Raw genomic sequence first — 12,339 nt, forward strand, 5'->3', positions numbered from 1 at the left:
CGATGACGCAGGCACACAACGACGAGACCGGCGCGCGCAGCGCGCTGCAGGGCGGGCTCACGACGGATCCGCAGCACAGGGCGAGGATCGATGAGCTCGCCGAGCGCATCGAGAAGTACAGGGCGAGCTACTACGCCGGGCACCCCGAGATCTCGGACGCGGCGTTCGACGCGCTCGAGGACGAGCTGCGCGCGCTCGATCCCACGCACCCGGTGCTCGCGCGCGTCGGCTCGGCCTCGCTGATCACCGAGTGGGAGAAGGCGCGGCACGAGATCCCGATGGGCTCGCTCAACAAGGTCGTCTCCGAGGACGAGCTCCGGGCCTGGGTCGCCCGCTGCGACGAGATCCTCGCGAAGGACGCGCAGGGCGCGGACGGCGATGGCGGCGGGCAGCCGGCGGACACCGCCGTCGCGAGCGTCGCGGACGACCTCTTCGTGGCGGAGAAGCTCGACGGCATCTCCATCGAGGTCATCTACAAGGGCGGCAAGCTCGTCGACGCCATCACCCGGGGCGACGGCGAGTGGGGCGAGCGGATCACCGCGAACGTCGCGAGGATGAAGGGCATCCCGTCGCGCATCCGGGAGAAGGGACGGCTGTCCGTGCGCGGCGAGATCATCCTCCGCCTCTCGGACATGAAGCGCCACTTCCCCGGCGTCACGAGCCCGCGCAACATGGCCGCGGGCGCGGCCAAGCGGTTCGACGGCCAGGGGGCGGAGCACTGCACCGTGCTCTTCTACGACGTCGCCGACCACCTCGAGATCCCGACGTGCCAGGCGCGCTTCACCTGGCTGCGCGATCTCGGCTTCGCCACGCCGCAGACCGCGCACGGGAGCGTCGAGGACGTCGTGAAGCTCTACCGGCGGTACTCGAGCGAGCTCCGCGCGGGGCTCGACTACGAGATCGACGGGCTCGTCGTCTACGTGAACTCGCTCCACCTCCAGGGGCTGCTCGGCGACGTCAACCGGAGGCCGCGCGGCGCGGTCGCCTTCAAGTTCGCGTCGCCCGCGAAGGTGACGACCGTCGTGGCGATCCAGTGGGACACCGGGCCGAGCGGCCGCGTCACCCCCGTGGCGATCGTCGAGCCGGTGGAGCTCGCCGGCGCCAACGTGCGGCGCGCCTCGCTGCACAACGCGGCCAACGTGCGGGGCCTCGGCATCGGCGTGGGCGACGAGGTGCTCGTCTCGCGCCGCAACGACGTGATCCCGTACGTCGAGGAGGTCGTCGACAAGCGCGGCCCCGTCGCGGTGCCGCCGTCGACCTGCCCGGTCTGCAGCGCGCCGCTCGTCGTCGAGGGCGAGTACCTCCTCTGCCGCAACGCCGGGTGCCGCGCCCTCATCGAGGGGCGCATCCACAACTGGATCGACGCGATCGGCGCGCTCGAGTGGGGCGACAAGCTGATCGAGCAGGTGGTGGCCGCGGGCCTCGTGCGAGAGCCGCTCGACCTCTACAAGCTCACGGTGAAGGACATCGCCGAGCTCGATCGGCGCGGCGAGAAGAGCGCCACGAAGTGCCTCGATCAGCTCAGGAGCCGGCTGCCGCTCACGCTGCCGGTCTTCCTCGCGGCGCTCGGCATCGAGGGGTTCGCGATCCAGACCGCGCGGCTGCTCGTGTCGGCCGGGTACACGACGATCGACAAGCTGCTCGCCGCCGGCGAGGACGAGCTCGCGAACATCCCGGGCCTCGGCGCCATCAAGGCCGCGAGCATCGTCCGCGGGCTGCGCGCCCGCAGCGACGAGATCGCGCGGCTCATCGCCGGGGGCATCGTCCCGGTCGCGCCCGAGGCGGAGGGCCCGCTCGCGGGGCTCACGTTCTGCTTCACCGGCGCGGCGGCGCGCCCCCGCGGCGAGCTCACGCACCTCGTCGAGTCGAACGGCGGCCGGGTGCTGAACAGCGTCACGAAGGAGCTCAACTACCTCGTCCTCGCCGACGTGGCCTCCGCGTCGAGCAAGGCGGTGAAGGCGCGCAAGTACGGCACGAAGCTCATCACCGAGGAAGACCTCGACCGGCTCATCGCCGAGCGCCGCGGCGGCTGATCGGGCGGACCGCTACCAGGTGATCACCTGGTCCTCCGTCAGGCCGAGGACGTCGCGGAGCTCGAGGACCCTCCCGCCCGGGAGGCGGACCGTGCCCGAACAGAGGCAGATCGGCTGCAGGAACTCGGACGCGAGCACGCCGAGGTTCGTGTGGTTCGAGTGCGCCGCGCCGGGGATGAACCGCAGATCCACGGCGTCGTCCGCGGTCCGCACGTGCCAGGGGTCGAGCGGCCGCGCCGGGTCGAAGGTGAACCGGCCCTCCGCGAGCGGGATGAGATCGCCCTCGACCCAGAGGGCGCACTCGGCGTCGCCGACGAACCCTTCGCCCACGTTCAGCCCGACGCGCTCGCCGCTCTGCGCGCGCCCCAGCGCGAGCGCCCAGCGCCAGGTCGTGCGGCGCGGCAGGAGGCCGCTCGTGTAGTCGTAGCTGGCGAGCGCGCCGTCGAGCGAGATCCGGCGCCCGAGCACCGACGCCTCGCCCTCGACGCCGAGGAGCTGCCGCTTCTCCGTCGCGATCAGCACGCCGCCCGGCGGCTGCGCGATCACCGAGATCGCCGGCGGCGCCGCGCGCGGATCCAGCCGCGCGCGGAGATCGATCCCGCGGAAGGCGGCGGTGACCGCGATCGTCGCCTCCCCGCGCGGGCGCTCGATCCGCACGCGCCCGCGGGGCAGCCACGCGCGCGCAGAGCTGCCCTCGCCGCCCACGTCGCCCACGCTCGCAGCGAACGGCGGCCCGTACGCGGAGCGGTCCACGAGCAGCCGCCGGCCGACCTTGTCGAAGGCGACGCCGAACGCGTTCGCGAGGTAGCCGAGGTGGACGACCGCGGCGGCGATGAAGATCTCGTCCGACACGATCGACACGTAGGTCCACCGCTTGTGCCTGAGCAGCCGGTCGAGCCTCCGCGGCGCGAACGGCGTCAGATCGACGCGGGGGAGCTCGCCGCGATACGAGCCGACGCGCACCGCCCCGGTGATCGGATCGAGGAACGCATCCGGCGGCGTGAGGAGCTCGCGCATCCGACGAGCGTAGCGGCGACGCAGACGCTGCCCAAGGCGGGCGGCTCCTGAAACATGGCATCCGCGGAATGCGGCGAGCGCTCGCCCGTACGGCCGTCCGGCTCACGGGGGCGACATCCGATGACGGTGCGCGACGGCGTCGGAGCGCTGCGCACCCGCGTCTCCCCCGCTAGACTCGGCGTCATGATCGACGCCATCGCCGCGCCCCCGAGCCCTCAGAACGAGCCCGTCCTCGCGTACGCTCCTGGCAGCCCCGAGCGCGCGGCCCTCAAGGCCGAGCTCGATCGCAGGTCGCGGGAGACCATCGAGATCCCGATGGTCATCGGCGGCGAGGCGGTCCGCACCGGCGCGTTCGACGAGGTCCGCGCGCCGCACCGGCGCGACCTGCTGCTCGCCCGGGCTCACCAGGGCGGCGCCGAGCACGTGGCGCGCGCGATCGATGCCGCCCGGCGGGCGCACCCCGCCTGGTCGAGGACGCCGTGGACGGCGCGCGCCGCCGTGTTCCTCAAGGCGGCCGAGCTGCTCGCGACCCGGTACCGCCCCGTGCTCAACGCGGCGACGATGCTCGGGCAGAGCAAGACGGCGTACCAGGCGGAGATCGACTCGGCGTGCGAGCTCATCGACTTCTTCCGCTACAACGTCCACTTTGCCCACCGGATCGCGGCGGAGCAGCCGGCGAGCGCGGCCGGCACCTGGAACTTCGCCGAGCCCCGCCCGCTCGAGGGCTTCGTCTTCGCGGCGACGCCGTTCAACTTCACCGCCATCGCGGGCAACCTCTGCGCGGCCCCGGCGCTGATGGGCAACACGGTGGTGTGGAAGCCGTCGGCGAACGCGCTGTACTCGGCGCACTTCGTCATGGAGCTGCTCATCGAGGCGGGCCTCCCGCCCGGCGTCATCAACCTCGTCATGGGTCCGCCCGAGCTCGTCTCGAACGCCTGCCTCGATCATCCGGAGCTCGCGGGCGTCCACTTCACCGGCTCGACCGCGGTCTTTCAGTCGATCTGGCGCCGCATCGGGGAGAACATCGGGCGCTACCGCAGCTACCCGCGCATCGTGGGCGAGACCGGCGGCAAGGACTTCGTCTTCGCGCACGCCAGCGCCGACGTCGACGCGCTCGCTGTGGCGCTCGTGCGGGGGGCCTACGAGTTCCAGGGGCAGAAGTGCTCGGCGGCGTCGCGCGCGTACATCCCGCGCTCGCTGTGGCCGGGCCTCAGGGACCGGCTCGCCGGCCACATCCAGGCGATCCGCATGGGCGACGTCGCCGACTTCCGCAACTTCATGGGCGCGGTGATCGACGGGCGCGCGCACGCCCGGCTCACGGAGCGGATCGCCGCGGCGAGGAAGGACGCGGCGTGCTCGCTCGTCTGCGGCGGCGGCGCGCGCGCGCACGACGGCAGCGACGGCTGGTTCGTCGAGCCGACGCTCGTCGAGACAGCGGACCCGCGCCACCCGCTCATGACGGACGAGCTGTTCGGACCGGTGCTCACGGTCTGGGTCTACCCCGACGGCGAGGAGGCGAGCGCGCTCGCGCTCTGCGACGAGACGTCGCCGTACGGCCTCACCGGCGCGGTCTTCGCGCGGGACCGGGCGTTCATCGAGAGGGCGAGCGACGCGCTCCGCTTCGCCGCGGGCAACTTCTACATCAACGACAAGCCGACGGGGGCCGTCGTCGGGCAGCAGCCGTTCGGCGGCGCACGCGCCTCCGGCACGAACGACAAGGCCGGCAGCCTGTTCAACCTGCTCCGGTGGGTCTCGCCGCGGGTCGTGAAGGAGACGTTCGCCCCGTCGCGCGCGGTCGCCTACCCGTTCATGGCAGCGGAGTAGAAAGCGCGGCGCGCGTCAGCGCGCCCCGCCGCTCAATCCTCGGCCGAGTAGTCGCAGGCGCCGCCCGCGAGCGCCTCGCAGGACCAGTCCTCCGACTCGTAGCACTCGGCCTGGCGCTCGATCGCCGTCGCGTAGGAAGCGCGATCGGACAGCTCGTTGCACAGGGCGGTGCAGGTCTCCTCTCCGGGGCCGTCGGGCTGGCACGCGGCGTTCCTGGCGCAGACGACCTCGCACGGGTCGCTGCTCGAGCAGGCAGGGGCGAAAGAGGCGAGCAGCAGGGCAAGGACGAGCGCGCGACGGGGCATGGCGGGGAGGCTCCAGCCGCCATCGGAGCACGCTGACGAGCCGGCGGCGAGAGGCGAGCTGCGGGGCGGCCGCGCGCCGGCAGCTCGACCGGAGACCGCGTGTAAAGCGCGCACCGCCGGCGAGGCGTCGAGCCGGTGAGCTCTCACAGCAGCCATGTCGCGACAGCCTTCGTGAGCTCGCGCGTCGAGACTGGTACTCTCTTCAGGCCGTCTGGCCTCGAGTCAGCACCGTCCCGGGCGCCGCGCAACGGACTCGACAGTTCATTTTCACCACGATCGAGATCCAGTTGTAGATCAGGGCTCATCCTTTCCACATCTCCAGAGTTCCGCCCGACGAAATCTTGCGCTTTCGTGGCACGCGGGACCGCCTGCAGTGTAGGCACACTATTCCTATACAACTACAGCAGAGGCTGCTGTAGAGCAGCAGACGTTGGAGGTGTCATGAGATCGATCCATTTCCTCGGTTGCTTCGTGCTCGGCGCGATCGCAGCGACCGCCGCGGCCTGCGGCGGTGATGACGACAGCGGCGCCGGCGGCCAGGGCGGCGCCGGAGGAGCAGGAGGCGCCACGAGCTCCTCCTCGACGACCGGCGGCGTCACCACGACCACCTCTTCGGGAGGCGAACAGGGAGATCAGAACGACAGCATCGAGACCGCCGAATCGATCGAGATCGACGGCGACGGGGTGCAGGAGACGCTCGATCCGGTCGACACAGATCAGGACTTCTACCGCTTCACCGGCACCCAGGGGCAGATCCTGTACGTCACGACCGACGCGAAGCCGGAACAGGACGAGACCGATCCGACATATCCCGATCTCGTTGTCTCGCTGCTCGACGCCCAAGGCAACCAGATCGCCCGGAACGACGATCCGCCGCTGGGCGGCGGCAACGACAGCCGGCTCATCACCGTCCTGCCCGCCGACGGCGACTACTACGTGGTGGTCGAGGAGTGCACGTCCGCGCTGGGACCGAGCAGCTGCGCGCCCGCGGAAGACATCGAGAATTTCGATTACGCCATCGGTATCTCGTCGCTCGATCCGGCCGCCGCCGACGACGACAGCCTCATCGAGGACAAGGAGCCGAACGACGACGAGACGCAGGCCCTGCCGCTCCACTACGAGGCGCTCGCCGACGACACGGGGTACTACACGACGTTCCTGATCGGCGATTTCGAGAGCGCCACGGACGTCGACGTCTACTCCTTCACGCTGCCCGAGGCCCCCGCCGCCGAGCACGGGCTCAAGGCGTCGTTCCTCCTCTCGGCCCCGCCCGGCGCCGAGGGCAGCGGCTCCACGGTGGACGTCAGCGAGATCGCCGTGTTCGACGCGGCGGATCTGACCACCCCTTACGCGAAGGTCGACCCCTCGAAGGGCGGCAGCATCGAGGTCCCCGTCAAGGCCGGCGAGGAGGCCGAGTACCTTGTCTTCGTGAAGCGCCCGCAGGGAGAGGTGGGGGCGAACGACTTCTATGTTCTCCTTCACAACCGGCTCGATATCTCCGGTCGTGAAGCCCAGGAGTCGACAAACAACGACGCCACGACGCCGGAGGGCGACCTGTACTCCTTCGATATCGGCGGCGGCGGCATCGCCTATACCGTGGACGGCGAGATCGCCGAGGGGGACGCCCCGGACACCGACTACTACGCGCTCCCGCTGCCCGAAGGCGCGGACGCGACATGGAAGGTCTCCGCCTTCTGCGGAGCGCAGCGCCACGGCTCCGGGCTGCGCGAGCTCAAGGTCACGCTGCTGAACGGCGATGGCACGGAGCTCGGCGACGGGTACACGCACACCGAGAGCGAGGCGGCGGACCTGGAGATCGTGGGGAAGGATCTCCCGGCGACCCCCGCGGAGAACCGGCTGATCGCCATGGTGTCGGCCGGCACGCCCGCCGCCGACGTGACGAGCCGCAGCTACGACTGCGTCTTCGGCTTCATCCCGGGCAACTGACGCTACGACGCTCGCGGCGCCGCGCTCCCCTCGGGAGCCGGCGCCGCCGGGCCCCGGCCGACACACGCGGCCGTGTTCTCCCCACGTTCCACGTTCCGGAACTCGACGTCTCCGACGGTCCGGCCGGCGGCGCGCCCGAGCCCGCCGGCGGGCCGTGATATAGCCGGAGCACCATGAAGGTCGGCCACTCGCCCGCGCGCGGCGGGCTCGTCTCGCTCCTCCTGCTCGTCGCCTGCAGCGCCGGCCCCCGGCCCGGCGCTGTCGCCTCGCCGCCCGCGCCCGGCAGCGCGACGCCGGCGACGAGCTCCCCCGCGGCCACGAAAGAGGCGCCCGAAGCGCCAGCGCGCGCCGAGTTCGACCCCGTGGCGCCGGGGATCACCGTGGACGGGGTGAAGCAGCTCTGCGACGACCACCTGCGCGCGGCAGAGGCGCACCTCGACGCCATCAGGGCGCTCAACGGCGCGCCGCCGGAGGAGCTCACATACGCCGCGACCCTCGGGCGGTTCGACAACGCGGTGCTCGAGGTGAACAGCGCGGGCGACTTCCCGTACCTGATGGGGGTCGCGCACCCGGACGCCGCCGTGCGCGAGGCCGCCAGGCTCTGCGAGCCCAAGGTGGACCGGTTCACGACCGCGATGTGGCTGGACGCCGATCTCGCCGCCGTCATCAAGGCGTACGCTGAGAAGAGCGAGACGCGCGAGACGCTGAAAGGAGAGCGGGCCCGGCTCCTCTCCGACGTCCTGCGCGACTTCCGCCGCAACGGGCTGTCGCTGCCGAAAGACCGGCAGCAGCGCCTGCGCGACGTGAACGAGCAGATCACCCGCATCGGACAGGAGTTCATGTCGAACCTGTCCGCGTCGATCGGCGCGATCGAGATCGCGCCCGCCTCGCTCGAGGGATTGCCCAAGGAGTACGTGGCGAAGCACCCGCCCAAGGCGAACGGCAAGGTCGAGATCACGACCGACTACCCCGACTTCTTCCCGTTCGTGACCTACGCCAGGGACCGCAAGGCCGCGCTCGATCTGTACGTGCTGTTCACGAACCGCGGCGGCGAGAAGAACGTGAAGCTGCTCGAGCGCCTGCTCGCGCTCCGCTCGGAGAAGGCGAAGATGCTCGGCTACAAGAGCTGGGCCGACTACGCCATCGAGCCGCGGATGGCCAGGACGAGCGGCGCGGTGCGCGCCTTCCTCGATCAGGTCAGGGCCGCGCTGAAGGAGCCCGCGAAGGCCGAGTTCGCCGAGCTCATGAAGGAGCACGTGCGGCTCGGGGGCAAGCCGACCGACAAGCTCCCGCCCTCGGAGCGGTACTTCCTCGAAGACCGCGTCCGCGCGTCCAGGTACCAGTTCAACTCGCAGGCGCTCTCGGACTACCTCGAGATCGGCGCGGTGAAGCAGGGGCTCATGGATATCACCGCGCGGATGTACGGCCTCGAGTACAGAGAGGTCCCCGCGAAGGCCTGGCACCCCGACGTGACCGCGTACGAGGTGCGCTCCGGGGGCGAGGTGGTCGGAAAATTCTACCTCGACCTGTACAGCAGGCCCGACAAGTACAAGCACGCGGCGATGTTCTCGGTGCGCACGGCGAAGCGGCTCGACGACGGGTCGTGGCAGACGCCGGTCGCGGCGCTCGAGTGCAACTTCCCGAAGCCGGGGGCGCAGCCGGCGCTCATGTCCCACGAGGACGTGGTGACGTTCTTCCACGAGTTCGGGCACGTGCTGCACCACCTGCTGACGCGCTCGGAGCTCGCCTCCTACTCGGGGACGGCGACCGTGCGCGACTTCGTCGAGGCGCCGAGCCAGATGTTCGAGGAATGGGCGTGGTCGCGCGACGTGCTCGATCTGTTCGCGAGGCACCACGCGACCGGCGAGAAGATCCCGGACGATCTCTTCCAGGCGATGACCCGCGCGCGAGGCTTCGGCCGGGCGCTCGCGACGCAGCGGCAGCTCACCCTCGCGACGATCGATCTGGAGCTCCACGCGCGCGATCCGGGCTTCGACACGACGCGGGTCGTGGAGCAAGCGCAGCGCGCGAACGAGTCGTTCGCCTTCGTGAAGGGGACGCACCTCCAGTCGAGCTTCGGGCACCTCATCACGTACGACGCGGGCTACTACGGCTACCAGTGGGCCCTGTCGCTCTCGCGCGACGTGCTCACCCGCTTCCAGCAGGAGGGGCTGATGAACCCCGCGGTCGCGCGCGCCTTCCGCGACGAGGTGCTCGCGAAGGGGGGCGGCGTCGAGGCAGGAGAGCTCGTCGCCCGCTTCCTCGGCCGGGCGGCGAACCACGACGCGTACCTCGCCTACCTGCAGGGCAAGCGCTGAGCGCGCGCGAGAGGACGCCCGGCGCGCGGGCGCCGAGCGCGCGCCGGCCCTAGGGCTGGATCGCGACGCCGAGCTCCTCGCGCAGGGCGTGGTGGGCGTCCGAGACGGTGAACGAGAGGAGATCGCCGATCTTCTCCTCCGCCGTCAGCACGCCCGGCGCGTCCGCGCGCGACAGCGACGACGCCGCGACCGAGAGCTCGCCGGTGAGCAGATAGCCGATCCGGGCAGCGCAGCGCTCCACCGAGCCCACCCAGTGCGCGAGATCGAGGGGCGCGCGGATCTCGTAGAGCTCGAACACCGCCGCCTCGAGCGCGTCGCGCTCGCCCGCGGTGAGCTCGTCGTCGAGCAGGGGCACGAGCGCGCGCACCGCGCCGTCGAGCTCGGCGGGGACCGGCTCGGAGGGGCGCGCCAGCTTCACGGCGGCGGCCAGGCAGATGCCGAGCTCCTCGAGCGTGGGGAAATGCAGGAGCAGGCGGTGCGGGCCGGCGTGGTACGCGACATGGCTGCCCACGAGGAACGCGAGCTCGGCGGCGGTCCGCCCGCGGAGCGCCTCGCCGCCGACGAGGACGCTCGGCTCGCCCACCGGCACCGCGGCGACCCCGATCGGCGCGTCCTTGAGGAAGTAGAGCGCCGGCGCGGCGATCCCGAGACACCGGCTCGCCCACGCGAACAGGCGCACGACGCCCGCCGCGCTCCGCTCCGCCTCGGCGCGCGCGGCCGGATCGAGCCGGGGGAGCTTCTTCTCCCGCGCCCGCTGCGCGAGCCGGGCGCGGATCGCCGCGTCGGCGACCGACGCGAGCACCTCCTCGAGCGCGCGATCGCGATCGGCCGCGCGCAGCAGATCCCACGCCCCGGCGGTCAGCCCGCGCGCGGGCTGGACGAGGCCCGCCGGCCGGTGCTCCTCGAAGAGGAAGCGCTCCCGCGCCTCGGCGGCGCCGAGGTACACGGCCACGCTCGCCGCGGCCCAGGCCTGATCGGTGCGCCGCAGCTTCTGGAACGTGTCGAACAGGTCGTGGAACACCTGGACGTTGCCGGGATCGAGCACCGCCGCGGCCTGGAGGTGCGCCGCCGCGCGCTCGAGCCGGCCCGCGCTGCGCGCGAGCGACGCCGCGCTCAGCCGCCCCGCGACGTCGTCCGGCCGCTCGGCCACCGCGCCCTCGAACGCGTCGAGCGCGGAGCCGGGATCCTCGAGGTGGTCGCGGAAGAGCAGGCCGAGGCGGCGGCACAGCTCCCAGACCACATCGCTGCGCGTGCGGGCATCGGCGATGCGCTGCGCGCGGTCGAGCATGCGGCGGTACGCGAGCTCGAGCTCGCCCCACTCCTGCCGCGCCGAGAGGAGGACGGCGATGAGCGCGAGCGGATCGAGCAGCGTGGGATCGGCGTCGAGCGCGCGCTCGAGCAGGTCGATGCCGGCCTGCTCCCGCGTGACCTCGGTCAAGGTCGCGCGCGCCTCGCCCTGGATCGCCGCGCGCGCGAGCTCCAGGAACGCGACCGCCCGCTGCCGCGGGTGCTCCATGAGCTCGATGAGGCAGCGGCGCGCGTCGAGCGACGCCTGGACGTCGCCGGCCTCCTCGTAAAGCCGGCCCAGGCTGCGCAGCACGGCGGCGTCGTCGGGGCGGAGCTCCCGCGCCCGCTCCAGGAGCTCCCGCGCCCGGTCCGTGTCCCCGGCGTGGATCTCCCAGCGCTCGGCGGACTGGACGAGGTACCCGAACCGCTCGGCGTCGCCCTCGATCCGCGACAGCAGCCGCTCCTCCGTGGTGCGCAGCCCGGCGAGGTCGCGCTCTGCGAGGTGCACCTCGCAGAGCGCCTCGAGGGCGGGGCGGTGCTCCGGCGCGAGCGCGAGCGCCTTCTCGAAGCCCTCGATCGCCTCCCGGTGCCGCTCCTGGCGCCACCGCACGTGCGCGATGCGCAGGTACACCTCGGCGCGCGCGTCCCGCTGCGCCGTCCCGACGAGCGCGAGCGCCTTCTTGTACGCCGTGAGCGCGCCCTCCAGGTCCGACGCGGCGATGAGCGTGTCGCCGGCCGCGAGGTACTGGGCGACCGGATCGTCCGGCGCCGGCGCGGGCGTCGTGGCGGCGTGCCCGTCGCCCGCGGCGTCGGGCGGCGCGGCCGCGGGCTCCTCGGCCGGGGCCTCGCCCGGGACGCCGCCGCGCGGGACGAGCACGAAGCAGGAGCCCCGCCCCTCTGCGCGCGCAAAGCACGGGATGGCGCCGGCGAGGTCGGGGCTCCCCTGGACGCGGAGGGCGATCGCGCCGGCGGTGAGGCCGCGTTCCGGCTCGGCCTCGTCGAGGTGCTCGACGAAGGCGCGGGTGAGCACCGACGGCAGGTCGGCGTCGAGCGAGCCGATCGGGTGGGCCGCGACGAGCAGCTCGATGCCCGTCTCGGGGGACGCGACCGCCCGCTCCGCCGCGGCGACGACGGCGCGCGAGGGCGCGCCGGGGGCGTGGTGGCACTCGATGACGAAGAGCACCTCGCCGCGCGCGCGATCGCGGAACACCGCGGCGACGTCGCTCAACGCGTCGCCGACGCCGGGGTTCTCGGGGTCGAGGCAGAGGAAGAGCTCCCCGTCCGGCGACAGCGCGACGGCGCTGGAGGCGTAGAAGAGGAGCAGGGTGGACGCCTCCTCGCGCGCGGCCTCGTCGGCGTCGACGAGCGTCTGCCTCGTCGCCACGAGCTCGTCGAACAGCGCGTCGAGCTGCTCGGCGAGATCCCGGGCCGGATCGACGTCGATCACCCGGAAGCCCGCGTCGTCCAGCGAGAGGCGGGCCCGGATGAGATCACCGTCGAGCGAGCCGGGAGCCGGCCGTTGATCGCGGAGCAAGCTCGGCGTGGCGACGATCGCCAGGCGCATCAGCTCGCCCTCCCCTCGGTGCACGCGCGCATGTAGGCGAGCAA

7 protein-coding genes are annotated in these 12,339 nt (G+C 72.3%); 4 read left to right on the top strand and 3 right to left on the bottom strand.

Features of this window, described 5'->3' with window-relative positions:
* The first annotated feature begins 2 nt into the window (after window positions 1-2).
* The gene (gene ligA, locus WMF24_RS23690) at window positions 3-2,033 is read left to right on the top strand and encodes an NAD-dependent DNA ligase LigA (protein WP_437738708.1); all 2,031 of its coding nucleotides are present in this window, start codon (window positions 3-5) and stop codon (window positions 2,031-2,033) included.
* Window positions 2,034-2,045: 12 nt separating this feature from the next.
* Here ligA and WMF24_RS23695 read toward each other — a convergent pair whose 3' ends face one another.
* Window positions 2,046-3,050, bottom strand: coding sequence for a DUF2804 domain-containing protein (locus WMF24_RS23695; RefSeq protein WP_437738709.1), 1,005 nt, complete (start codon window positions 3,048-3,050; stop codon window positions 2,046-2,048).
* Between the two features lie 183 nt (window positions 3,051-3,233).
* Between WMF24_RS23695 and pruA the strand changes: the two genes are divergently transcribed.
* Window positions 3,234-4,874 (top strand): L-glutamate gamma-semialdehyde dehydrogenase, encoded by a 1,641-nt coding sequence (pruA, locus tag WMF24_RS23700; RefSeq protein WP_437738710.1) that lies wholly within the window; start codon window positions 3,234-3,236, stop codon window positions 4,872-4,874.
* 32 nt (window positions 4,875-4,906) lie between these two features.
* On the opposite strand, the gene WMF24_RS23705 is transcribed toward pruA, so the two are convergent.
* Window positions 4,907-5,179, bottom strand: coding sequence for a hypothetical protein (locus WMF24_RS23705; RefSeq protein WP_437738711.1), 273 nt, complete (start codon window positions 5,177-5,179; stop codon window positions 4,907-4,909).
* A 441-nt stretch (window positions 5,180-5,620) separates the two neighbouring features.
* Between WMF24_RS23705 and WMF24_RS23710 the strand changes: the two genes are divergently transcribed.
* Window positions 5,621-7,126 (top strand): PPC domain-containing protein, encoded by a 1,506-nt coding sequence (locus tag WMF24_RS23710; protein ID WP_437738712.1) that lies wholly within the window; start codon window positions 5,621-5,623, stop codon window positions 7,124-7,126.
* A gap of 173 nt (window positions 7,127-7,299) precedes the next feature.
* The gene (locus WMF24_RS23715) at window positions 7,300-9,444 is read left to right on the top strand and encodes a M3 family metallopeptidase (protein ID WP_437738713.1); all 2,145 of its coding nucleotides are present in this window, start codon (window positions 7,300-7,302) and stop codon (window positions 9,442-9,444) included.
* A gap of 49 nt (window positions 9,445-9,493) precedes the next feature.
* Here the strand turns inward: WMF24_RS23715 and WMF24_RS23720 are convergent, their stop codons facing one another.
* The gene (locus tag WMF24_RS23720; protein WP_437738714.1) at window positions 9,494-12,319 is read right to left on the bottom strand and encodes a tetratricopeptide repeat protein; all 2,826 of its coding nucleotides are present in this window, start codon (window positions 12,317-12,319) and stop codon (window positions 9,494-9,496) included.
* Window positions 12,320-12,339: the final 20 nt, after the last annotated feature.

This window comes from Sorangium sp. So ce1335 (assembly GCF_051521615.1).
Lineage (GTDB): Bacteria > Myxococcota_A > Polyangia > Polyangiales > Polyangiaceae > Sorangium.

Bases quoted from the DNA above. Each gene is read 5' to 3' on its own strand.
- pruA (WP_437738710.1), top strand. From the start codon at position 3,234: ATGATCGACGCCATCGCCGCGCCCCCGAGCCCTCAGAACGAGCCCGTC.
- WMF24_RS23705 (WP_437738711.1), bottom strand. From the start codon at position 5,179: ATGCCCCGTCGCGCGCTCGTCCTTGCCCTGCTGCTCGCCTCTTTCGCC.
- ligA (WP_437738708.1), top strand. From the start codon at position 3: ATGACGCAGGCACACAACGACGAGACCGGCGCGCGCAGCGCGCTGCAG.
- WMF24_RS23715 (WP_437738713.1), top strand. From the start codon at position 7,300: ATGAAGGTCGGCCACTCGCCCGCGCGCGGCGGGCTCGTCTCGCTCCTC.
- WMF24_RS23710 (WP_437738712.1), top strand. From the start codon at position 5,621: ATGAGATCGATCCATTTCCTCGGTTGCTTCGTGCTCGGCGCGATCGCA.
- WMF24_RS23695 (WP_437738709.1), bottom strand. From the start codon at position 3,050: ATGCGCGAGCTCCTCACGCCGCCGGATGCGTTCCTCGATCCGATCACC.